The 22,292-nt window shown below is 40.8% G+C and carries 21 protein-coding genes and 1 riboswitch; of the genes, 6 read left to right on the plus strand and 15 right to left on the minus strand.

From position 1 onward, the window contains the following. Nucleotides 1–101: 101 nt before the first annotated feature. The 7 genes from PNIG_RS00825 to glnA form a co-directional block, all read right to left on the minus strand. On the minus strand, nucleotides 102–536 hold the full coding sequence (locus PNIG_RS00825; protein WP_089367572.1) for a hypothetical protein: 435 nt from the start codon (nucleotides 534–536) through the stop codon (nucleotides 102–104). Between the two features lie 107 nt (nucleotides 537–643). After that, the gene (locus PNIG_RS00830) at nucleotides 644–1,027 is read right to left on the minus strand and encodes an RNA-binding S4 domain-containing protein (RefSeq protein WP_011326880.1); all 384 of its coding nucleotides are present in this window, start codon (nucleotides 1,025–1,027) and stop codon (nucleotides 644–646) included. A 79-nt stretch (nucleotides 1,028–1,106) separates the two neighbouring features. Continuing rightward, nucleotides 1,107–1,565 (minus strand): Crp/Fnr family transcriptional regulator, encoded by a 459-nt coding sequence (locus PNIG_RS00835; RefSeq protein ID WP_011326881.1) that lies wholly within the window; start codon nucleotides 1,563–1,565, stop codon nucleotides 1,107–1,109. 28 nt (nucleotides 1,566–1,593) lie between these two features. After that, on the minus strand, nucleotides 1,594–2,979 hold the full coding sequence (gene ntrC, locus PNIG_RS00840) for a nitrogen regulation protein NR(I) (protein WP_011326882.1): 1,386 nt from the start codon (nucleotides 2,977–2,979) through the stop codon (nucleotides 1,594–1,596). 15 nt (nucleotides 2,980–2,994) lie between these two features. After that, entirely contained in the window at nucleotides 2,995–4,065 is a 1,071-nt protein-coding gene (glnL, locus tag PNIG_RS00845) for a nitrogen regulation protein NR(II) (RefSeq protein ID WP_089367573.1), read from the minus strand. A 92-nt stretch (nucleotides 4,066–4,157) separates the two neighbouring features. Beyond that, nucleotides 4,158–4,679 carry a DUF4124 domain-containing protein gene (locus PNIG_RS00850; protein ID WP_089368922.1) on the minus strand — a complete coding sequence of 174 codons (522 nt, stop codon included), beginning with the start codon at nucleotides 4,677–4,679 and terminating at the stop codon, nucleotides 4,158–4,160. Nucleotides 4,680–4,794: 115 nt separating this feature from the next. Next, complete coding sequence (gene glnA, locus PNIG_RS00855; RefSeq protein WP_086993786.1) at nucleotides 4,795–6,201, minus strand: glutamate--ammonia ligase; 1,407 nt, start codon at nucleotides 6,199–6,201, stop codon at nucleotides 4,795–4,797. Between the two features lie 509 nt (nucleotides 6,202–6,710). Between glnA and typA the strand changes: the two genes are divergently transcribed. Further along, nucleotides 6,711–8,534, plus strand: coding sequence for a translational GTPase TypA (gene typA, locus PNIG_RS00860; protein WP_086993789.1), 1,824 nt, complete (start codon nucleotides 6,711–6,713; stop codon nucleotides 8,532–8,534). A gap of 333 nt (nucleotides 8,535–8,867) precedes the next feature. Here the strand turns inward: typA and PNIG_RS00865 are convergent, their stop codons facing one another. Together PNIG_RS00865 and PNIG_RS00870 are read right to left on the minus strand one after the other, a co-directional pair. Beyond that, complete coding sequence (locus PNIG_RS00865) at nucleotides 8,868–9,947, minus strand: MBL fold metallo-hydrolase (protein ID WP_089368923.1); 1,080 nt, start codon at nucleotides 9,945–9,947, stop codon at nucleotides 8,868–8,870. A gap of 92 nt (nucleotides 9,948–10,039) precedes the next feature. Further along, on the minus strand, nucleotides 10,040–10,696 hold the full coding sequence (locus PNIG_RS00870; protein WP_011326888.1) for a DUF2959 domain-containing protein: 657 nt from the start codon (nucleotides 10,694–10,696) through the stop codon (nucleotides 10,040–10,042). Between the two features lie 87 nt (nucleotides 10,697–10,783). Here PNIG_RS00870 and PNIG_RS00875 point away from each other — a divergent pair, with 87 nt between their 5' ends. Together PNIG_RS00875 and dtd are read left to right on the plus strand one after the other, a co-directional pair. Further along, a complete protein-coding gene (locus tag PNIG_RS00875; RefSeq protein ID WP_011326889.1) occupies nucleotides 10,784–11,686 on the plus strand; it encodes a virulence factor BrkB family protein in 903 nt (300 codons plus the stop codon). Nucleotide 11,687: 1 nt separating this feature from the next. Further along, a complete protein-coding gene (gene dtd, locus PNIG_RS00880) occupies nucleotides 11,688–12,125 on the plus strand; it encodes a D-aminoacyl-tRNA deacylase (protein WP_058372331.1) in 438 nt (145 codons plus the stop codon). Here the strand turns inward: dtd and PNIG_RS00885 are convergent. Further along, nucleotides 12,109–12,837, minus strand: a complete 729-nt coding sequence (locus PNIG_RS00885; protein WP_086993798.1) for a spermidine synthase — start codon at nucleotides 12,835–12,837, stop codon at nucleotides 12,109–12,111. The two genes, dtd and PNIG_RS00885, sit on opposite strands and share 17 nt — an antisense overlap. Nucleotides 12,838–12,999: 162 nt before the next feature. On the opposite strand from PNIG_RS00885, the gene PNIG_RS00890 reads away from it, so the two are divergent. Beyond that, nucleotides 13,000–13,893 carry a bifunctional GNAT family N-acetyltransferase/hotdog fold thioesterase gene (locus tag PNIG_RS00890; RefSeq protein ID WP_086993800.1) on the plus strand — a complete coding sequence of 298 codons (894 nt, stop codon included), beginning with the start codon at nucleotides 13,000–13,002 and terminating at the stop codon, nucleotides 13,891–13,893. Between the two features lie 86 nt (nucleotides 13,894–13,979). Here the strand turns inward: PNIG_RS00890 and PNIG_RS00895 are convergent, their stop codons facing one another. The 5 genes from PNIG_RS00895 to dapA all read right to left on the minus strand — a co-directional run bounded on the left by PNIG_RS00895 (nucleotide 13,980) and on the right by dapA (nucleotide 19,236). Beyond that, nucleotides 13,980–15,014 (minus strand): phospholipase A, encoded by a 1,035-nt coding sequence (locus PNIG_RS00895; RefSeq protein ID WP_089367574.1) that lies wholly within the window; start codon nucleotides 15,012–15,014, stop codon nucleotides 13,980–13,982. A gap of 194 nt (nucleotides 15,015–15,208) precedes the next feature. Beyond that, nucleotides 15,209–16,327, minus strand: a complete 1,119-nt coding sequence (locus PNIG_RS00900; RefSeq protein WP_089367575.1) for a succinylglutamate desuccinylase/aspartoacylase family protein — start codon at nucleotides 16,325–16,327, stop codon at nucleotides 15,209–15,211. Between the two features lie 63 nt (nucleotides 16,328–16,390). Beyond that, nucleotides 16,391–17,596 (minus strand): PLP-dependent decarboxylase, encoded by a 1,206-nt coding sequence (locus tag PNIG_RS00905; protein ID WP_089367576.1) that lies wholly within the window; start codon nucleotides 17,594–17,596, stop codon nucleotides 16,391–16,393. Continuing rightward, nucleotides 17,596–18,336 carry a 2,3,4,5-tetrahydropyridine-2,6-dicarboxylate N-succinyltransferase gene (locus tag PNIG_RS00910; protein ID WP_089367577.1) on the minus strand — a complete coding sequence of 247 codons (741 nt, stop codon included), beginning with the start codon at nucleotides 18,334–18,336 and terminating at the stop codon, nucleotides 17,596–17,598. The genes PNIG_RS00905 and PNIG_RS00910 overlap by 1 nt, the downstream gene beginning before the upstream one ends. A 15-nt stretch (nucleotides 18,337–18,351) precedes the next feature. Next, entirely contained in the window at nucleotides 18,352–19,236 is an 885-nt protein-coding gene (gene dapA / locus PNIG_RS00915) for a 4-hydroxy-tetrahydrodipicolinate synthase (RefSeq protein WP_089367578.1), read from the minus strand. A 152-nt stretch (nucleotides 19,237–19,388) separates the two neighbouring features. Next, nucleotides 19,389–19,586, minus strand: a riboswitch (Lysine riboswitch). 203 nt (nucleotides 19,587–19,789) lie between these two features. Here dapA and PNIG_RS00920 point away from each other — a divergent pair. Next, nucleotides 19,790–20,488, plus strand: a complete 699-nt coding sequence (locus PNIG_RS00920) for a DNA-3-methyladenine glycosylase I (protein ID WP_089367579.1) — start codon at nucleotides 19,790–19,792, stop codon at nucleotides 20,486–20,488. Between the two features lie 9 nt (nucleotides 20,489–20,497). Next, nucleotides 20,498–21,907 carry a protein adenylyltransferase SelO gene (locus PNIG_RS00925; protein WP_089367580.1) on the plus strand — a complete coding sequence of 470 codons (1,410 nt, stop codon included), beginning with the start codon at nucleotides 20,498–20,500 and terminating at the stop codon, nucleotides 21,905–21,907. Nucleotides 21,908–22,292: the final 385 nt, after the last annotated feature.

Below are 22,292 nucleotides of genomic sequence, written 5' to 3' on the forward strand. Positions count from 1 at the left end.
AACAGTGTTTAAAGCGTGATTTTTAAACAGCCATTACAATAGAGATGATGCTGAAAGTTTTTAATTCAAGGGAGCCAGCTAGACTTACCCAAAAGATATTTTTAATTTGCATACAACCAGCCTTGCTGTTTGCCTTTAAAGCTAACGCAAAGTAGCAATATGGCAATTACTACCACAAACAGTGGCATAAATACCGCACTAGATCCCATTATTTCAACGCTGTTAATAACAATAAAATTGTAATACTGTTGGATTAAAATAGCCATTAACGACACGGTAAATACGGGCAGTGAAAATGACTTTTTAGCGAGCAATAAAGCACTGCCAAGCGTGCCGCCAAAGACTGCAATAGCAAATGCAATGGTTGACCAAACGGGAATGTTAGAATATGCAGCTTGCTGATCTATAGGCATTTTGCTAATTACTTCAGGTGTCATCAGCATTTGTAGTGCGAAGGCAATAACGCCGCATAAGTTCCATATAAGCGCTACCCATGCGAGTGGTTTTAACCACTTAGGAGGGGGGTGTGCAAGCATTTAATTACCTTACTTTTTTTATAGTTAGTGAGGTAATTAAAGATCAAAAAAGCCAACTATACAAGCTGGCTGGTTTTATAAATAAAAAATCAAAAAAAGACTATAATTTAACCGAATGAAATAGGGCGACGACCGGTTTTTTCATCTACTTTAGGTTTTTTAGTACGCTTACGTTTATTTTTTGCAGGCTGACTCGCTGGCTGCGGTGCTGCTTGGCTTGGCTCAGATTGCGGCTGCTCGGCAGGTCGCTCTACCGGTGTTGCATCTTCGGTTAATGCAAGTTGAAAAAGCTCACCATCAAATTCTAGTATGTCGCCACTGTATAGTTTTTTCCGTTTAATTGTACAAATTTCATGGTTAACACCCACATAACCTTCAGCAATTAAGTTTTTTGCTTGGCCGCCGCCTTCTACTAAATTTAGTACTTTTAATAATTTACACAGCTCAATCGGCTCTTCTTCTAGTTCAATTTCTATATATTCTTCGTTCATGTTTGCTCTCGGTGGGGTAACGCATTAACGCTAGTATAAAGTGAAGTCACTATTTTTGCATCAAAGTGCGTATACAAATCTAACCATGGTTTTCTATGTGTTCGCTCAACTTGGCAATACGTAAGCTCATACCTTCAATTATTCGATCTTTAATTTTTTCGCGTATTACATTGGGTAAGCGAGTAAGGGCATCAGAGGTAATAGCAAGCACAATTGCATCCGTTTTAGCACGTGCGCTAATGCTGCGTGCGCGGTTATTAATAAAAGCGCCTTCACCAATAAACTCCCCAGGACGTATAGTACCGAGCTCTAATAAATGGTTGTGCTTAAACACTATTAATGCACCGCTAAGTACTATAAATAGGCGCTTATCGTTGTCGTGCTGTTTAAATAAAAATGAATTTTCGCGCACTAAATATAATAAACCAAACGACTCTAAAAGTATTTGGCGCTCGTTAAGGCTAAATTCTTTAAAAAATCCTAAACGGTTGATAATTTCCATCTGTTTAAATAGCGGAATGTTCTCTATTAACTTCATTAATTACCTAAGAGTTATTCGCGCAAAACTAATTAATGTTGCGCTCTTTTAATTTACGGGTCAATGTATTGCGTCCCCAGCCTATTTTTATAGCGGCTTCTTGTTTGTGGCCTGCGCAATTGGCGAGTGCTGTTTTTATTAAGCGGGTTTCTAGTTGCGCTTGAATATTAGGCCAAATATTTTCCTTACCTTGTTTAAGTTCCTGATTAAGCCATAACTGGAAGGCATCTAACCAATCGCCTTCTTCTTGAGTTAGTGAGGCATTAATAATTTCAGGTGGCAAGTCTTGCTCGCTAACAAGCTCGCCAGGAGCCATAACCGTAAGCCAACGGCAGGTGTTTTCTAATTGACGTACGTTACCGGGCCAACTGAACAAGCGTAGCTGCTCAATTGCTTTAAGGCTAAGAATTTTACTTTCTACTTGTAGATCTTTAGCGCTTTTATGTAAAAAGTGCAGTGCTAGACGCTCAATGTCTTCGGTACGCTCTCGAAGGGCTGGTAAGCGCAGGCGCACTACATTTAAGCGATGAAATAAGTCATCCCTAAACTTGCCTTGTTTTACGAGCTCTTCAAGGTTTTGATGGGTTGCAGCAATAATACGCACATCTACTTTTATGCTTTTATGCCCGCCAACACGGTAAAACTCACCATCAGATAATACCCGCAGTAGTCGAGTTTGTACGTCGAGAGGCATATCGCCAATTTCATCTAAAAATAGGGTGCCGCCATTGGCTTGTTCAAAACGGCCTTTTCGCACGCTATCTGCACCAGTAAAAGCCCCTTTTTCATGGCCGAATAATTCTGACTCAACCAGCTCTTTAGGGATTGCGGCCATATTTAGCGCAATAAATTGGTTTTCTTTACGTGGACTATGGTTGTGCAGGGCGCTGGCAACAAGCTCTTTACCCGTTCCTGACTCACCATTAATAAGTACACTCATGCTTGAGGCTGCAAGCTTACCTATGGCCCTAAACACTTCTTGCATGGCAGGTGCTTCACCAATTATATGTGCGCTTTTAGGGGGCGTGAGTTTACGTTTAACTTTTTTTGTAGAATTAGCTCTATAGGCGCTTTCAACTAGGGCAATCGCCTCGTTTAAATCAAAAGGTTTGGCTAAATATTCAAAAGCCCCTTTTTGAAAGGCATTTACGGCGGAATCGAGATCTGAATGCGCGGTAATAATAATAACCGGTAAGCCGGGCACTTGCTCTGCTATTAGCTCTAGCAGTGCCATGCCGTCCATACCGGGCATTCTTACATCGGAGATCAGCACACTAGGTTGGCTAAATTTTAATGCATTAAGCACACTTTGTGCTTCAGCAAAGCTTTGTACTGTAAAACCTGCGCGAGTAAGCGCTTTTTCTAATACAAAACGAATTGAGGCATCGTCATCTACAAGCCAAACTGTTTTCATGCATACTCCAAGGCGTTAATCTGCAAAAGGCAGATAAATATTAAATTCGGTGTGACCAGGCCAGCTATCGCACTCAATATAACCATTGTGTTGATCAATTAATGTTTGCGCTATAGAAAGCCCCAATCCAGAGCCGCCATCTTTATTAGTGATCATAGGATAAAACAAAGTATCGCGTACACTAATATCAATCCCTGGGCCATTATCGAGCACTTGAATTAACAAGGCTTTTTTGGGTGCCTTACCGGGCCGGCGGTGCTGATAGTTAATTCGGGTTTTAATTTTTATTTCCCCACCATTAACTAATGCCTGCTGGGCATTACGCACAATATTAAGCACCACTTGCTGCACTTTACTTTGGTCAATATAAACATCGGGAATACTCGGATCGTAATCTTTTACCAAGCGAATATTGTCACTATTATCTAGGGTACTTAATTTGATCACCGACTCTAAGGTTTGATGTATATTGCCATAAGACTTTTGCGGTAATTGGTTAGGCCCAAGCAGTCTATCTACTAATTCACGCAATCGGTCGGCTTGCTCAATAATAAGCTCGGCACATTCATTTCTTTCTTGCTGGTCTACCTCGTATTGCAATAACTGCGCCGCTCCGCGAATTCCCCCTAAAGGGTTTTTAATTTCGTGCGCTAAACCTCGAATTAAATTACGTGCGGCTTGGTATTGGTGCATTTGATTTGATGCTTGATCGAATTTAATTTCATCATCGGTTTGCCGACATTCTAATAAAATATAAAGTGCACCTTGGTATTTTATCTGTTTTGAACTGACTGCTAATTTAGCATGGCGAGAATCAACAAATACCACGTCAGCCCTATGCTGGTGGCAATCTACGCCATCAATTAAAGAGTATTGCGCTATGCGTTTTAAATCGATTGAATGGTAGTTAAATAAATCATCAAAAGACTGCCCTAATAAACGCTTAGTGCCTAAACCAAGCAGCTCACTGGTACTGGTATTGGCATAAATAAGCGTAAAGCTTTCGTTTAAAAGCATCACGGCGGTGGTTTGATTTTGCCATATGGCATTGAGTAGCTCAGGACTAAAGTGTGTTTTATTAAGCATTGTTGCACCATTTTAGTGCGCCTGTGTTTTCAGGCAAGTAATTTAATGAAATTGCACTGCAATTGCTATTTTTAATGTGAATTAGGTGGGAGTTAATTACCTAAGCTTAAGCCTTTTCTATGCATAAAAAATACACTCAATGGGCTTGTCGCAATGACTTGGTTTTGTTTGTTGTACAGCTTAACTTGCAGAGTGTGCTCACCACGCTCTACATCTCTTAAAGCAAAAGTTGAGGTATCACTTGCTGCGCCATAGGCTTTACCATCAAGAAATAGCTGTATTGTAAAGTCGTTTTCAAAGCGGGGGGTAATGCGAGTAGATACATACACAGAGCCGGTGTTTTCACGAATAGTTTGCTGATGCTCAGGCGATGCAATACCAATACTAAATGCAACCGGCTGCGCTTTAGTTTGATTATTTAATATATCTGTATTTGTTGCAGGCATGGTTAAATCTTGGCTGGTGAGTTTTATCTCTTTGGCGCCAATATGGGGGGTATCTGAAAACACCAGTACGCCATTTTTATCTTTCCATGCGTAAATTTTTTTTTCACCAGCGTAACTACAAACACTTAATAATGAAGTAATTAGTAGTAATAAAATCTTGCTACTCACTCTGCAACCCTGCATTTTTAACATTAACTTTACTTTAGTGGAGAAAGTACTAATTTACCATTAAAAAAGCCCGCAAAGCGGGCTTAAAGGTATATTTTATAACTGTTAATTAAAATTAACAGCTGTAATACATTTCAAACTCAATTGGGTGCGTTGTCATGTTAAGTCTTTCAACTTCTTGACTCTTAAGTTTAATGTAAGCATCAATTAAATCATTAGAGAACACGTCACCTTGATTTAAAAACTCACGGTCAGCATCAAGAGATGCCAGTGCTTCTTCTAATGAAGAGGCAACGGTTGGAATTTCTGCTGCTTCTTCTGCAGGTAGGTCGTATAAATCTTTATCCATTGCATCACCAGGATGGATTTTATTTTTAATTCCATCAAGGCCAGCCATAAGCATGGCAGCAAAAGCAAGATACGGGTTAGCCGTTGCATCAGGGAAGCGTACTTCAATACGACGACCTTTAGCTGATGGTACTACCGGAATACGAATTGATGCAGAACGGTTACGTGCAGAGTATGCAAGCATTACTGGTGCTTCGTAACCTGGTACTAAACGTTTGTACGAGTTAGTAGAGGCATTAGCAAACGCATTAATTGCTTTAGCATGTTTAATAATACCGCCAATGTAATAAAGCGCATCTTCAGAAAGACCGCCGTACTTATCACCTGCAAATAAGTTAACACCGTCTTTAGCTAACGACTGATGACAATGCATACCAGAGCCGTTATCGCCAACAATAGGTTTAGGCATAAAAGTGGCTGTTTTGCCGTATAAATGAGCCATGTTATGAATAACATATTTCATTTCTTGAATTTCATCGGCTTTAATCACCATAGTATTAAAGCGCGTAGCAATTTCGTTTTGTCCTGCAGTTGCTACTTCGTGATGATGTGCTTCAACAACTTGTCCCATTTCTTCTAATACTAGACAAGTAGCAGAGCGCCAATCTTGAAAGTCATCAACAGGAGCAACTGGGAAGTAACCGCCTTTAACGCCAGGGCGATGACCTGTATTGCCGTCTGCGTATTCTTTATCTGAGTTCCAAGCAGCTTGCTTAGAATCGATTTTGTACATAGAGCCAGACATGTCTGTTTTATATTTTACGTCATCAAATACGAAGAACTCTGGCTCTGGGCCAAATAAAACCGTATCAGCAATACCTGTAGAGCGCATATACTCTTCAGCACGCTTTGCTACAGAGCGAGGATCGCGCTCGTAACCTTGTAATGTAGAAGGCTCTACTACGTCACAACGTATAATTAATGTGGCTTCTTCAGTGAATGGGTCAAGCTTAGCTGATTCAGCAACAGGCATTAGCACCATGTCTGATTCGTTTATGCCTTTCCAGCCAGCAATTGAAGAACCATCGAACATTTTACCATCTTCAAAAAAGTCTTCATCAATTTGGTGATGAGGAATTGAAATATGCTGCTCTTTACCTTTTGTATCAGTAAAGCGTAAATCAATGAACTTAACGTCATTTTCTTTAATAAAATCTAAAACCGATTGCGACATGTGTCCTCCAACTATAAGGTTTTGTTATTGCTGCTTAAATGCTTTGTGTTTTATAAGCTGATTTTGTGCCACTATTGTAACTTAATGTTTATAAACATAAAAAATACAAAAGTAATAACGGCTGTTTCTAATGCGCACCATTATGGTGCGTAAATGCTTCAATATAGTGCAACAGTTACAGAGTAAAAAGTTGCTCGCTATTTAATCGTGATAGACTAACATAAAGTAAATACAAAAGACTGACCAAAATAGCAATAAAGTCATTAAAGTGGAGGTTTTTATAAAAATATTAAAAATTTTATTTTTATAATTAGTTAATTTAAAACAGTAGGTTAAATAAAAAAACCAGAAAGTTTGCAAATTTATTTTGGATAAACTTTCATCCATTCCATTTATAAGGGATAATATGCGCCCTTTTAAATCCTATGCTGGGACATCTCGTGAAAACGCAGGTGAGTGCGTAAGCCCCTGCAGGATCAATGAGATTCAATTTCTCTGAGTGAATATTAATGAGTATCGAAAAGATAAGAAATATAGCAATTATCGCCCACGTTGACCACGGTAAAACTACACTGGTTGACAAACTGCTTGAGTTTTCAGGCACATTAGAAACACGCGGCGGTAATGAAGAGCGCGTGATGGATTCAAACGATATAGAAAGAGAACGTGGTATTACCATTTTAGCGAAAAACACCGCTATTTCATGGAACGGCTACCACATTAATATCGTAGATACTCCAGGACACGCCGATTTCGGTGGTGAAGTGGAACGCGTACTTTCAATGGCTGACTCAGTATTACTAATTGTTGACGCTCAAGAAGGCCCAATGCCACAAACGCGTTTTGTTACGCAAAAGGCATTTGCGCAAGGTTTAAAGCCAATCGTAGTAATTAATAAAATCGACAAGCCAAGTGCACGTCCTGATTGGGTTATGGATCAAATCTTTGATTTATTCGATAACTTAGGCGCCACTGATGATCAGTTAGATTTTAAAGTAATCTATGCATCAGCAATCAATGGCTGGGCAACATTAGATTTAGACAAGCCATCTGATAACATGGATGACATGTTCCAAATGATCGTTGACGAAGTATCACCACCAGATGCAGATCCTGAAGGTGACTTCCAAATGCAGATTTCTCAACTAGATTACAACTCATACGTGGGTGTAATTGGTGTTGGTCGTATCAAGCGTGGTTCTGTTGCTCCAAACCAACAAGTAACTATTATTAGTGCTGACGGTACTAAACGTAACGGTAAAATTGGTACAGTACAAAGCTACTTAGGCCTTGAGCGTATTGAAACAGACCGTGGTTATGCAGGTAACATCGTTACTGTAACCGGTATTGGCGAGCTTAAGATTTCAGACACTGTTTGTTGTCCTACTAACGTTGAAGCATTACCACCACTAAGTGTTGATGAGCCAACAGTAACAATGACATTCTCTGTAAATAACTCACCTTTTTGTGGTAAAGAAGGTAAGTTTGTAACGTCACGTAATATCCGTGAGCGTTTAGATAAAGAATTAGTGCACAACGTAGCACTTCGCGTTGAAGATACTGCTAGCCCAGATAGCTTCCGTGTTTCTGGCCGTGGTGAGTTACACCTAGGTATCTTAATCGAAAACATGCGTCGTGAAGGTTACGAGCTTGCAGTATCTCGTCCAGAGGTAATTTTGCGTACTGTTGACGGCGTATTAGAAGAACCGTTTGAAACAGTAACAATTGACTGTCAAGAAGAGCATCAGGGTTCTGTAATGGAGCAAGTTGGCCTACGTAAAGGTGAGCTTACTAACATGTCTCCAGATGGCAAAGGCCGTATGCGTTTAGACTTTATTATCCCAAGTCGCGGCTTAATTGGTTTCCAAACTGATTTTATGACAATTACATCAGGTACTGGTCTTATGTACCATACGTTCGATCATTACGGTCCTCACAAAGGTGGTGACATTGGTGTTCGTAAAAATGGTGTAATGATTGCAAATGCTACAGGTAAAGCACTGACTAACGCATTGTTTAACTTACAAGAGCGCGGCCGTTTATTCATCGGCCACGGTGTTGAAGTTTACGAAGGTATGGTTATCGGTATTCATAACCGTGATAACGACCTTACAGTTAACGCCCTTAAAGGCAAGCAGTTAACTAACGTACGTGCATCTGGTACAGATGAAGCGCAAACGCTTTCTCCGCACCTTAACTATTCACTTGAGCAAGCGCTTGAGTTTATTGATGAAGATGAGTTAGTTGAAGTAACGCCACTAAACATTCGTATTCGTAAGCGTCATCTTACAGAAAACGAACGTAAACGTGCGGGTCGTGCTCCTAAGTCATAATCTATTAATTTAGAATAATGATTTTAAAAGCCGCTGTATTGCAAAATACAGCGGCTTTTTTGTGTTTGTGGGTTAGCTAAATAAAAGGTTAAAGAGGGTAGATTAAAGAAATTACCACCACCGCGATAATTGGTATGCTGTGCACTTGTTCACTACATTGATTTTTTTCCTCTAAAAGCGCAGCGCCTCTTAACCTCTTTGTGAATAATTCACTTAAAGATCTTTTGTACGCAGAGTGAGCTTAAAACAGCCGATAAGGCTAAGTACTAGTGTTTGTTGGTAAGGTATTTTTCGTTGGGTTTCGCTGCGCTCAACCCAACCTACGTACATTACTTAAAGTTTAATTGTTTCGCCTTCATTTAAAATATACAGCGGTATTGGTGCATTCATTTGTTTATACATATGCAGTAAGCGCGATAGTGCTGAGTGGCTGCTGTGATCGCCCATTTGCCAGCTTGAGTTGCCATATCCCCATGGTATCATTACTTTGCAATTAAGCTCTGTGGCCGCATTAAGGGCATCCTCTGGCGTGGTATGAACGTAGCGATACCCTTTAGCGTTGGTTTTATGGTAATAAGAGGCAATTGGCATTAGGCATAGGTCTATATCACCGTATTTTTGTTGTATGTCTTTAAAGTGTTTTGAATAGCCAGTATCGCCGGCAAAAAATAAGGTGCTGCCATTTTGTTCAAGCAGCCAGCCATTCCAAGAATCTTTATTATCATCTTCGTAAATATAGGGAATAAGCACCCGATTACTAAAGTGATGTGCAGGCACTGCGTGTATGGTTAAGTCCTCAATGCTGGTTTTTGCATACCACGCCATTTCAGTAATATTAAAGCCACCCGTTGGGAAGTTATCTGCCATGCCTAGCGGGGCTAAATAACGTGGTTGATTACCCAGTTTTTTAATATCTGCTTTATTAAAGTGATCATAATGAATATGCGAATACATAACGGCGTTAATGTTTTCAAGTGTTTGCTTATTTGGCCATGCTCCGGGTTTGCGATAAAACCCACCTGCAAGCTTAAAGCCTAAATCAACCGGTGAATCAAACTGCTCACTAACCGGATCAAATAATACATTTTGCCCATTACGTGTGCTGACCACAAAGCTGGCATGCCCTAACCAACGAACCGTATAACCGGTATTGAGCGGCGGCTTAATTTGCTTACCTTGATACTGGCAGTTGCTGCTGGGTGTTTCGCAAATCAAGTTCGGATGTGGCGGGTAGCAGTTTTGCTCGCAGGTGGTTGGGTAAATCTTTTTGCCTTGATATAAATTATGGTAACGACCTGTTTGGTTGTTAACAGCAATAACTGAGTTTTTATCAGCTATTTTTTGCACCTGATTAGGTGTACTACACGCTGATAAAAAACAGCTTATAAAGATTATAAGGGTAATGTGTTTCATAATTAAATCCGTTTTAAATAGTGCTAAAGCAGCCATGCAGCCATAAAAAAGCCTGCAATAATGCAGGCAAATTTAAATATAATATCAGCTAATTAACCGGCACTATTCATTTGTTCAATAAATTTATTTGAGTCGGCAATCGATTTGTTCATGTCGTTCATAAGCAATTGTATATCGCGTTTAAGGTTAGTGAACTCGCCTTTAATAGCCGATACCGCTTGTGCGTTTAAGTTATGCTTTAAGTATAAAACGTTATCATGAAGCGATGTTAATACCGGCTCCATTTTGCTCTCTGCGCTGCGCATTGAGCGTAATAGCTGATCAAATTGACGCTTAGTCGCGGCTAGCTTTTTACTGCTTTCACGTTTAAGTGATGCGCTTTTATATTGCTCAAGCTCATCGCTCCACTCATCAAATAAGGCTTCTGCTACGTCTTCTACTTTATTGATGTTAGTTGACACTTCGTTAGCGGCATTTAAGCTCGACTCATAGTCATCGTTTAACTGATTGTAAGTGTCTTGCAGTTCGCCACCATTAAAATCAATAAGTGTAGTTAAGCGCTCAAGCGCTGATTTAAACTCTTCTTGAGACTCTTGTTGCGAGTCTTTGGTTTCTTCTACGCGGTCAATAAGAATATCGCGCTTGTGTACGCCTACCTTTTCCATGGCCGAGTAATAAGCCGACTGGCAACCCGATAATGTTAGTACAAGTGCAAGTACGGTAACACTCAGTAATGTTTGTTTTTTCATTTGGTTTCCTATTTACGTGTGTTAATGCTGTAAATTATGGTGCTGATTGTTATTATGGTCAAAATTATATTAGCACAAGTCAATGTTATGAACGATAAGCTCTCTTATTATAAACAGCAAGTTGGATCTTTTTTACGGCAGCAACCCGGCTGGTGGATGCAATATATTAACCGCTGTATTGATGACCAAATAACCGTTAACGCGGGCTATTTAGCTTATGTAACTTTGCTGTCTTTGGTGCCATTAATTGCCGTAGGTGTGGCGATATTTTCGGCTTTTCCGGGGTTTGAATCAACTCGATTAGCAATTGAAAGCTTTTTATTTACTAACTTTGTGCCCACTTCGTCAGATGTTATTAAAGAGCATATTAGCTCGTTTGCGGGCAATGCAAATCAAATGACCGCAGTGGGCATTGGCTTTTTAGCTGCTATTGCCTTGTTACTTATTCGTAATGTTGATGCCACGCTTAACCGTATTTGGCGAATTAAGAAAAAGCGTCCAATGATGATTTCGTTTGCCGTTTATTGGATGGTACTTAGTTTAGGGCCCGTATTTTTAGGCGGCAGTATTGCAGTTACTTCGTATATTGTATCGTTGGTGTCGTTTGCTGATCAGGGGATTCCGGGGTTTAGTGGCTTTTTATTAAAGTTATTGCCGTACGGCATTTCTATGGTGGGTTTTATTATGCTCTACACCTTGGTGCCCAACACTCGGGTTTCGTTTAAAGCGGCGATACCAGGTGCACTATTTGCTGCCATGTTGTTTGAGTTAACTAAAAAAGGTTTTGCGCTTTATATTAGCCACTTTCCATCTTATGAAGTTATTTATGGTGCAGTTGCTACCATTCCTATTTTGTTTGTGTGGATATATTTGTCGTGGATAGTGGTGTTGCTAGGCGCTGAGCTTACGGCGTGTATTAGCCCTGAAAATATTGAAGACACGCCCGAAATAGAGCTAGACGAGCAAGAAAATACAAAGGATACGCTATAAAATGCAAGGTTTAATACAACGTGTAAAACATGCCAAAGTAGAAATTAATAACCAAGTAGTTGGCGAAATTGGCCAAGGAATTTTAGTGTTGTTGGGTGTTGAAAAACAAGATGACGAGCAAGCGGCCGATAAGTTGCTGCATAAGATTAGTAATTACCGCATTTTTACTGACGAAAACGACAAAATGAACCTAAGTCTAAAAGATATTGCTGGTGAGCTATTAGTGGTATCGCAGTTTACTTTGGCGGCAAATACTAAAAAGGGCATGCGACCTAGTTTTTCATCGGCGGCAACCCCAAGCCAAGCTAATGAGTTATACGAGTACTTTGTAGCGCAAGCCAAGGCGCTTAATTTAACGGTTGCTACCGGTGAGTTTGGTGCCGATATGCAAGTGAGCTTGTGTAACGATGGGCCAGTGACCTTTAATTTAGCTGTTTAGTGATCACCACAATATGATTTATATAGCCTGCTACCTTTTGCGGGCTAACTTTATAACCAAATACATTAAGTAATACTTGCTGTAACTGTTTTAATTGCGACTCATGTTGCGATAAAAAATTAATAAATAGCGTGCCGTTGTTGTTAAGGGCTGCGTGTATTTTTTGATAAAAAGCGGGGGCGAATAAAAATCGTGGCGCGTCTATTTGGCTAAATAAATCTAAAATAATCCAATCTATGTTGCGGGCGCGCCCCAGTACTTGCTGAGCATCCTCACAAAGTAACCGCTGTGTATTATTACTAGGCACTTGCTGCGTAGTAAAAAACTTTTTATAACAACTAATTATATCTGCATTTATTTCAGCTGAGGTGATTTTTGCGTGTGGATATTGGTGCAGCAAATAATTACGAATTGCGCCGCCGCCAAGCCCCAGCTCGAGTACTTTTTTAGGGGCGCTTAAAGTGTGCCAATGCTGTGCTAAGCACTGTAAGTGTGGAAGTAATAAATTGCTTGGTTGCTGCTGCGTTACCACAGATTGCAGAGTGTCATTTATTAGCAGCCAACGCAGTTGCTGATGTTGACGTACTTGAATGTGATCGCCCCCATATTTATGCCAATAAAGTAACTGGCCAATACTGTGGCTGTTTTCAATAAAATAGCTATTAATTAGGCCATTTACAGGGTTTATGTATTCGCTCATGTTGCTCAGCATAAACTAGCCGAGGCAAAGCGCAATGGCTTTTGTCATTAATTTTTTACACTTTGTATTTGCCATCACCAAAGTCGTATTGGCAGTTTTTTTTAGATGGAGTATGGTATTTGCCATAATTAAGTGACGTTGTATTTTATTTACGGCTTAACAGCAGGAGTATGTATGTTTCAGGTAAGTACACCGCAAAGTAGTGAAGATTGGCAAGCCTATTATCAATTACGCTGGGAAATTTTACGTGCCCCTTGGGGTGAGCCACGTGGTTCTGAGCAGGATGATTTAGAACAAGATGCCGAGCATCGCTTTATTAAAAATAAAGCGGGTAAAGTATTAGGGGTGGCGCGGCTGCACTTTAATAACCAGCAACAAGCTCAAGTTCGCTATATGGCTGTAGCTGAAGAAAGTCGTAATCAGCATATTGGTAGTCGTTTATTACATGACCTAGAAAAAATAGCATGGTCACAAGACGCTGCAGAGTTAGTATTATTTGCACGCGAGCGCGCACTCGAATTTTATAAGCGCCATGGTTATGAAACACAAGAAAAAGCGCATTTGGCGTACGGCGATGTACAACACTATAAAATGGTAAAACAAAAGCCATCAGAGCCTGGCTGGTTTCGCCACCCTAACTGGACTCAAGTGCTGCAAAACACTTGGCGTGAGTCAATTCCAATTAGTGATGCAATGGGCATTAAAGTAGAGAGCTATACCGACTGGCAATTTACGACTAGCGCAGATTTAGATGCTAATTTAAACCTACATAACACTATGTTTGCTGGTTCTATTTATAGCTTAGCAACCCTTACGGGGTGGGGGGCAACCTACTTAGCACTTAAAGAAGCAGGGCTTGAAGGAAATATTGTATTAGCCGATGCCAATATTAAATATTTAAAACCGCTTAGCAGTGATCCACGCGGCTGTGTTGATATACAAAACTGTAAGGGTAAGCTCAGCGAGCTAGAAACTGAGGGTAAAGCCAGCTATTTAGTACCTGTTATTATTTATGATGGTGATAAGGTAGTGGCTGAATTTGAAGGGCAGTTTGTAGTAAAAAAATAAGCTGTTAGCACTTTATAGTTGAATTAAGCACTAAAAAGCCAAGCAATGCTTGGCTTTTTAATTTGTTTACTTTAGTCGCTCATTAATTAAAGTAAATCGGTAAGTAGTATACCCACACCAATACGTTCTATATCAGCGTTATAATCAATTAAGCTTTCGCCATAGCCATTAAAGTACTGTGCATAACCACGCACTCGGCCCCAAAGCGGAAATGACCAATCGAGCTGTAATGCACCACGATTGTCTGAATTTAAGTTGTTACGGGTCATAAAGCTAAATTCATGTTCATTAAGGCGATACGCACCGCTAAACTCAAAGTAACCCATGTATTTGTAAATGTCAGGGTTGTCGTCGCCTCTTGGGTCTAAAGGTGTTTCTTTCTCGCTTTCTGAAATACGATACCAAGGCTTAAAGTTAAACACAAAGCCATTTTTTTCCCAAATAAAGTTAGCGTAAATACGGTTCCATGAACGCGAATTTGGCTGGCTATTACCGTTAGACTGATGCGAAATACCCAAAACAACAGCCATTTCATCGCCCCAAGGAACGTGTTCTGGATCTAAATAGTTAACCCAAAAAATTTCTGGCTCGTAGTTGGTCTCACGAAATGGTGATGAGCTTTCTTTGTTATAAAGCTGCCAATATGACTGTAGTGTAAAGGCAAAAAATATAGCTTGGTCTTCATCAGAAAAGTCATTGAATAGAGGCACCTTAATTGAAAGCTGATATTTGGCTTCTAAGTTATCGAGTGGCTCGTCATTTTTTTCGCCAGTTAGCTCGTCAAATGTTTCAAACGAGCTATTGTTCGGATGCGATACATATGAAATAGGTAAAATGTAGTTACGTTTATGTGGCGTAATCACATTACGGTTTTTTTGGCTTACTGCTTCTCGTGCTTTGCGCTTATCGATGGCGGTAAGTTGCTTATCTTCTTCAAGAGCGGAGCACTTTTTACGAAGCTGATCGAGTGTTTGCTTGCCGTCTCCACCAATCACTTCATTTAAAATACATTGTTTTACCAGCTCAATATTACTATTTTGCTCATTGCTTTTAGGTTTTTCTTCAGCAAAAACAGTAGTACTAACTAATGTTGAAAGTATGATCAAGTATCGCCAGCTCATTGTAATTCCTTTGTGAGTATTGATGGTTTAATGCGTTAATTTAATTATAACGCCTTTTTACATATGTAACGGTGAACTTTTACTGAATTTACGTATATTTAGTATAATTAGATCAAAATAAAAGCGGCCTAAGCCGCTTTTATAATGCAAATTAACTATAGTTAACTTACTCTCACGCAATGAGAAGGGAGAGCTTAAAGCTCAAATACGTTAGTAAAAAACTTATACAGTTCAGTGCCTTGATTAACGCTCGCCGAGGCAAAATGCAGTATGGCAATAGCGTCAGATTCAAGGGAAAGTGTTTGTAGTGGTTGTTCACTTAAATAACGCTCCATGCGCAGTATTTTAGCAATTGGCTCACCGGCTTTTATATGCCCGCCTAGGGGGGCAATATACTCAACCATTCCGCCCATGGGCGCGTAGTAAGCAAAGTAATCGTTTAAATGACACGCGTAGCGAGTAATGTTAGCTGGAGTGTGGGGCGCATTTACAAATACGGCTTTATAATTTAAGTAACTTAAAATACTGTTTGCATCGTTTAGTGCTTCGCTCAAGTCTATTTTTTCTTGGCTGCCTAGCTCTACAGTAAAAGCTTCTACAGGTATGCTGAGCTCGCGGCCTTGCTTGCTCAGTGCTTCGCTTAAATGCCACCACGGACAAAAGTTTGCTTCATCCATCGCACCATCAAAGTCACTTGGAATAAGCAGTACGTGCTCAATATTAAAGTAGCGAGCGCTATTAGTCGCATAGGTTGGGCAGTACAAGTGCTTGCTTGAAATAGGACCTGTGTGTAAATCCAGTACTATATCAGCTTGGTGAGCGAGCTTTTGTAAGTTAAGCGCAATGCGTTTACCAGTATTGAGTAAATAAGCAGGGCCATTAAGTTTACTGTCAACTTCGTCAATAAGTGCCTGTTTGAACGCGCTTTTTAATATGGCATCGTCGTATTGCATATGGTTTTGTGCAAACTGAGTGACTAAATCAGTATTATAATGATACATCCTATTCCAATTAGTGCCGGTGATAGGGTCGAACCGACCTAGGGTAAATTCCCCCGACTTTTGATTGCAACCAATAGGGTTGGCATAGGGCACTAAAGTAATATCACCTTTAAGATTAAGGTGCTTTAATTGTTCAAGTAGTTGAAAAATTACCGCGTTACCTTGTACTTCAGCTCCGTGCATGTTGGCCTGAATATACACACTTGGCCCCGTGCCATCGCCTTTTAAACGATACACAGGAATAGTGAGTGGTAAGCCATTGGCAACTTCACCAACGACGATGTTTTCTTGACTAATTGGTGAGGCGATCATGAGTATCTCAACATTTTAATTTTATCTCAGGTACATTATCTCAGGTACATTATCTTAGGTACATTATCTCAAGTAATAACTGGCATCTTCGGCTGCACGCAAACAGCTAAGTTTGTTTTGTTCTAAAACATATTCGCCAGCAAGTTCGTGGCATAAAAAGTACGGCATACTTTCACTAAAGCCATAGGCACCACATTGACTAAACACCAACCAGTCGTGCTCATTGAGATCACTTGGTAATGCGTGCTCGCCCAAGCTATCGAGTGCGGTACAAAGTGGCCCGTATAAGCTCATAGCTTGGGTTGGTGTGTGTGAATCTCGTAGTAATGCTGCTGGAAAGTCTTGACTGGTGACGGCTGGGCGCAATAAGTGGTTTATACCGCCACTTAAAATAACTTGTTGTTGGCCATAGTTTTGTTTGCGCTCTACTACTGGGGCTGCGTAATGTCCGCATTCACCCACGGCATAGCGGCCAAGCTCCATCCATAACTCTTCAACGCCCGCCTGTTTTTTAATTTTAGCGAGGGCAGTTATTAAGTCACCCCAATTAAGCGTTATGTCGTTTTGCGTATACGGAATACCTAAGCCGCCACCTAAATCTAAAATTTTAAGGTTTATATTTAAATCGCGGGCAAGTTGGCTAAGTGGAGCAATCATTTGTGACCACAACTCACTGAGTTTTTGCGTGCTGAGCATATTTCCCCATTGAAAAATATGCAGGCCATCAAAGCTAAGTGCGTCATAGTCGGTAATATTAAGTGCCTGCCACTCTGTACAACCGAGTCCAAATGGCGTGAGGCTATCGCCACCTAGTGGATTTTTTTCGCCCTCGGGCCAACGTAACTGTACGCGCAGTAATACCTGTAGTTGACAGTTTTGTAGCTTGGCTTGCTCATTGAGCCAGCGAACTTGATTAAGACTTTCGGCAACAAAAGTACGTACGCCGCGCTCAATAAAGTGTTTAATTTGTTTTGGGCTTTTAGCTGGCCCGGTGTTGAGCACGCGATCGCTACTAACGCCTTGAGCAAGTACTTGCTCAAGCTCGCCTTTACTGGCTACGTCAAAATTAAACCCGGCGTTATCTAAGCATTGAATAATTTTAGACAGCGGATTCGCTTTAACCGCATACCAAAGTTTTACCTCGGTTTGTGCGACCAATTGTGCCAAGTGACTATTTAGCGTATCTAGGTCGTAAACAAAAAATGGGCTATCGAGTTGGCTTGATAATTCATTAATTGCCGTTTTAACGCCCGTGCTCAAAAAGCTCATTAACGTAAAACCTCTTCAAGTAGTAATGATGCATCACTTTGCTCATCGCGGTACTTAACAATTAACGCGCACGACATGCTTAAACCTTGTGCACGCGCCCATTCGTTTGAAGCAGGGCGAGAGCCTGGTATTACAATAGCGTACTCAGGAATTGGCTCGCCTTTGTCTAGTTGGCGCTCGTTTACACAGTCGTAAACCGGAATTGTGGCCGATAAACGCACACCAGGGGCAAGTACTGCGCCTTTTTTAATTACTACGCCTTCAACAATTACGCAGCCTGCGCCAATAAATGCATTATCTTCAACTACCACTGGGCTGGCACCAATTGGCTCTAACACACCGCCAAGTTGCACGGCTGCGCTAAGGTGTACATTTTTACCCACTTGCGCGCACGAGCCAACTAAAGCGTGACTATCTACCATAGTGCCTTCGTCAATGTATGCGCCAATATTTACATACGCTGGTGGCATAATAATAGTGCCTTTAGCTACATAAGCACCACGGCGAACGCTTGAGCCACCCGGGACCATACGTACGCCATCGGTGGCACTAAACTCTTGCGGAGCTAAGTTATGTTTATCAACAAAGCCACCGACAAATTCGGTGTTTGTACCATTTTTAAAGGCTTCTAAAATACCCTGTTTTACTGCAACGTTAGCCTGCCATTGGCCGCTTTCGTTTTGTGATGCTGCGCGTACTGCGCCCGACTCTAAATTATTTAATAGTTCTAACCAGCTCATTATAAAAACCTATGTTTAATGCCAAGATAAAATGGTGTTGTTTGCTTGTTCAATGCACGTTGTTTGCGTTAATTCGAGGTGAGTTAACGGTGGGCGTAAATACGAACTCGTTAATCGCCCTTGTAAATGCATGAGTACTTTAACGGGAATGGGGTTTGCTACAGTGAACAAGCTACTGATTGCGCTTGACCACTGAGTAAATAAATTGGGGTATTGGCCACTTAGGCTACGCTGTACAAATTCGTGAGTTTGTAGCGGCCAAGCATTAGCTGCTACCGATACCAGTCCTTTAGCACCGGCTTGGGCAAAGTAGGGCATAAGCGCATCATCGCCGCTAAAAATAGCTAAGTTAGGAGCCGCTTGACGGTAAGCTTCAAATTGCGCAATGTTGCCACTGGCTTCTTTTAGTGCCCATAGGTTTTTATGTTGCTGTAGGTTTTGAATGGTTGCCACTGGAATATCGACAGCGCTTCGCCCTGGTACGTTATAAAGCATACAAGGGTGTTTACTTATATTTAAAAGGCTTTCAAACCAATGGGTTTGCCCAAGTACACCGGGCTTTGCATAAAGCGGCGAGCCAAGTAAAAAGCTATGAATAGGCAAGTGGTTACAGTATTCAACCCAGGCTAATTGCTGTTTGAGGTTCATACCACCTACAGCCACCATTAAGGGTACATTAGGCGATAATTGGCACACGTGCTCAACAATGGCTTGTTGCTCTTTAAGTGTTAAGGCTAAGCCTTCGCCTGTGCTGCCTAGTAATAAAATAGCATTATTGGCAGCGGCTTGCTCAGCAACCAAAGTGGTTAAGGTGCCATAGTCGATTGTACCATTTTGATTAAACGGAGTAACGAGCGCCGTCCAGACTGAGTAGTCATCTAAATTAAAGTTTTTGATCATCTCTCGCGAACTTATAGAATGTTCGGTGAGTTAAGAAGCTATATAGGAAAGAGCCGCATTAACATCGTTCGAACAAATACCCACGTGTAGGATATGTTATAATTCGAAGAGCGAATGGGCTTAAATAATAGGGCGCACGGCCTTATTATACTAAGACCAGAAGCTCTCCACCAAACTAATAAGCTACGTTTAAATAGCTATTGGTGACAGTCGCTAGGATTCAACCTAGTCGCCCGAAACAACAATGACACAAATATTGTTGTTTCTCGGCGTTGATTCCCCTTACGTATGCTCAATGGAGTTTGTGCTCCTAACATACGCTACCTGAATAACGCACCTCTTCCAGCCCTTTATATTTGTACTGCTAGCAATACAAATATAATTAAATAGGGTAAGTGCAATGATTAAATCATTTTAGCCATCTGGGTGTCAAGCAGCTAAGTGCAGATAGTGTCATCGATTTTGGTAACGGTTACGTATAAGGACAATTTCCCTTAAACTAGGGGGTAATCGCGGCGCGAAATTTGTAACTGCAAAATAAGGTTTCAAGCAGATGGAAAAATTTAATGATATTTATCAGCGAGCAGTAGAGCGAAAAGGCTCAACACAAATGCTACAGCAACTACTTGCTAAACCTGCATCTAAGCGACAATTAGTAGCTTTAAGTGATGATGATTGGCTGGAAGAGTTTACGCGCAAGGTTTTTCAAAGTGGCTTTTACTGGTCGGTTATTAACAGCAAGTGGGCAGGCTTTAGAGAGGTTTTTTGGCAGTTTAGCGTTGAAAAATTATTAATGATGCCACCCGATATGTTGGAGCAAAAAGCCAGCGACAAGCGTATTGTTCGCAATTATAAAAAAGTAAAAACGATCCCCGAAAATGCGTTCATGATCCATGAGGTTACCCAGCAACATGGTAGCTTTAGTCAGTTTATTGCAGACTGGCCAAGTGAAGATATTATTGGTTTGTGGGCGTACTTAAAAAAACACGGTGCACGCTTGGGTGGAAATACCGGCCCTTATACTTTGCGTGCATTGGGTAAAGATACCTTTTTATTATCGCGGGATGTTGAGAGTTATTTGCGCGCGCACAAAATTATTGATGGTGGCTTACAAACTAAAAAGTCGTTAACTGCAGCGCAAGCGTTCTTTAATGAATTACAGCAACAAAGCGGTTTGAGCATGCAAGAGCTAAGCTTAATTATAGCCTACAGTGTAGGCGATAATCGTGTAGGTATAAGCCAACAACAGTAGAGGGTAGTTATGAATTTAATGCCAAGGTACAGACAAGTAGCCGACAATTTTGCAATTGAAGATCGCCCATCTAAGGTGGCCGCCCCACAGCTATTACTTTGGAATGACAGCTTAGCTAAAGCGTTTAATATTAATGTCGTTCCTGAGTTACGGGCCAGTACTTTTAGCGGCAACGAACAGCAAGTAATTGCAGCGGTTGCACTGGGATACTCAGGGCATCAATTTGGACATTTTTCACCACGTTTAGGCGACGGGCGTGCTCATTTGCTAGGTGCAGTAGAGGATGCGCAAAACCAGTTGTGGGACATTCAATTAAAAGGCTCTGGTGCCACTCCTTACTCTCGTGGTGGCGATGGCCGCTGTGCACTTGGCCCAGCAATTCGTGAATATATAATGAGCGAAGCAATGCAAGCGTTAGGTATAAAAACTACGCGCTGCTTAGCTGTGGTTGGTAGTGGCGAAACAGTGTACCGAAACCCACCTCAACCTGGCGCTATTGTAACGCGCTTAGCCAGTAGCCATATTCGTGTTGGCTCGTTTCAGTATTTAGCAACGCAAGGCGACGTTGCAGGGCTTAAAAACCTTGCCGACTTAGCTATTGAGCGTCATTACCCAAAAATTCAAGCAACAGGACCTGAGCGCTATTTAGCATTTTTAGCTGCAGTGATTAAAAACCAAGTTGAGCTGGTGGTTAGTTGGATGCGAGTAGGCTTTATACATGGGGTAATGAATACCGATAATACGCTGGTTAGCGGCGAAACTATCGACTATGGCCCATGTGCCATGATGAACAGCTTCGATTTTGATACCGTGTTTAGCTCTATTGATAAGCAAGGGCGTTATGCATTTGGTAATCAACCTAATATTGCTAACTGGAACTGCGCCCGCTTTGCTGAGAGTTTAATACCGCTTGTAAATGATGACGACGAACAAGCTGTGGCGTTAATGACCCCAATAATAGATGGTTTTGCTGAGCAATTTAATGCTGAATTTAGTGCAATGTGGGCAACAAAACTAGGCTTAGCAGGTACAGATACAGCCGATAAAGAGTTAATTGCAGAGCTATTACAGTTATTAAAAGAGCATCAACTCGACTACACCATTACGTTTGATGCACTAACCGAGTCTTTAACAGGTGGAGTGAGCATACCAGTGGTATTAGTTCAGTGGGCCGGTAAGTGGCAAAAACGCACCGATGATCGCAGCTATACCGTAATGCGGGCAGCTAATCCGCGAGTTATTCCTCGTAACCATGTGATCGAAAAAATACTTAGTGAGTATAATGAGGCTGGCTCAAGTGAATTACTGCATGAGTTTATGCAGGTTATGCACACACCTTATGAAAATACTGACAAATTGGCAAAATTTCAGGATGCACCTAGCAGTGATAAAGAGTATTATACTTTTTGTGGTACTTAATTATTAGGTTGAAATTTAAGTTACTGATTATTAAAGGTCATTTAGCGGTCGTAGCGCTGCTTTATTATTGAGCACAATAAATTGAGCTGATATTATTGATATGCATTTAAAGCTAAGTGGCTGGAGCTCAATATAAACTCAGCTAGTGAAGTCGGTATGGTTATTTAATAAATTTAGATACCAGCGATAGTATTTATTATCTAGGGGTTGGGTAAAGTAATTAATATGTCCTAAACTTACTGATACTTGTATATAGAGTGTTGAAAACGAATTTATTTATCTTTTGTTAAGTATTGATTAATAAAGGATCAGGTAATATTAATAAAACTGGTTGAGCTAGAACGAATTAGCTATATTTTTTAATTGTTAAAATGGGAAGAAAACA

Source organism: Pseudoalteromonas nigrifaciens (genome assembly GCF_002221505.1).
Classification (GTDB): domain Bacteria; phylum Pseudomonadota; class Gammaproteobacteria; order Enterobacterales; family Alteromonadaceae; genus Pseudoalteromonas; species Pseudoalteromonas nigrifaciens.

Bases quoted from the DNA above. Each gene is read 5' to 3' on its own strand.
- PNIG_RS00825 (WP_089367572.1), bottom strand. From the start codon at position 536: ATGCTTGCACACCCCCCTCCTAAGTGGTTAAAACCACTCGCATGGGTA.
- PNIG_RS00830 (WP_011326880.1), bottom strand. From the start codon at position 1,027: ATGAACGAAGAATATATAGAAATTGAACTAGAAGAAGAGCCGATTGAG.
- PNIG_RS00835 (WP_011326881.1), bottom strand. From the start codon at position 1,565: ATGAAGTTAATAGAGAACATTCCGCTATTTAAACAGATGGAAATTATC.
- ntrC (WP_011326882.1), bottom strand. From the start codon at position 2,979: ATGAAAACAGTTTGGCTTGTAGATGACGATGCCTCAATTCGTTTTGTA.
- glnL (WP_089367573.1), bottom strand. From the start codon at position 4,065: ATGCTTAATAAAACACACTTTAGTCCTGAGCTACTCAATGCCATATGG.
- glnA (WP_086993786.1), bottom strand. From the start codon at position 6,201: ATGTCGCAATCGGTTTTAGATTTTATTAAAGAAAATGACGTTAAGTTC.
- typA (WP_086993789.1), top strand. From the start codon at position 6,711: ATGAGTATCGAAAAGATAAGAAATATAGCAATTATCGCCCACGTTGAC.
- PNIG_RS00865 (WP_089368923.1), bottom strand. From the start codon at position 9,947: ATGAAACACATTACCCTTATAATCTTTATAAGCTGTTTTTTATCAGCG.
- PNIG_RS00870 (WP_011326888.1), bottom strand. From the start codon at position 10,696: ATGAAAAAACAAACATTACTGAGTGTTACCGTACTTGCACTTGTACTA.
- PNIG_RS00875 (WP_011326889.1), top strand. From the start codon at position 10,784: ATGAACGATAAGCTCTCTTATTATAAACAGCAAGTTGGATCTTTTTTA.
- dtd (WP_058372331.1), top strand. From the start codon at position 11,688: ATGCAAGGTTTAATACAACGTGTAAAACATGCCAAAGTAGAAATTAAT.
- PNIG_RS00885 (WP_086993798.1), bottom strand. From the start codon at position 12,837: ATGCTGAGCAACATGAGCGAATACATAAACCCTGTAAATGGCCTAATT.
- PNIG_RS00890 (WP_086993800.1), top strand. From the start codon at position 13,000: ATGTTTCAGGTAAGTACACCGCAAAGTAGTGAAGATTGGCAAGCCTAT.
- PNIG_RS00895 (WP_089367574.1), bottom strand. From the start codon at position 15,014: ATGAGCTGGCGATACTTGATCATACTTTCAACATTAGTTAGTACTACT.
- PNIG_RS00900 (WP_089367575.1), bottom strand. From the start codon at position 16,327: ATGATCGCCTCACCAATTAGTCAAGAAAACATCGTCGTTGGTGAAGTT.
- PNIG_RS00905 (WP_089367576.1), bottom strand. From the start codon at position 17,596: ATGAGCTTTTTGAGCACGGGCGTTAAAACGGCAATTAATGAATTATCA.
- PNIG_RS00910 (WP_089367577.1), bottom strand. From the start codon at position 18,336: ATGAGCTGGTTAGAACTATTAAATAATTTAGAGTCGGGCGCAGTACGC.
- dapA (WP_089367578.1), bottom strand. From the start codon at position 19,236: ATGATCAAAAACTTTAATTTAGATGACTACTCAGTCTGGACGGCGCTC.
- PNIG_RS00920 (WP_089367579.1), top strand. From the start codon at position 19,790: ATGGAAAAATTTAATGATATTTATCAGCGAGCAGTAGAGCGAAAAGGC.
- PNIG_RS00925 (WP_089367580.1), top strand. From the start codon at position 20,498: ATGAATTTAATGCCAAGGTACAGACAAGTAGCCGACAATTTTGCAATT.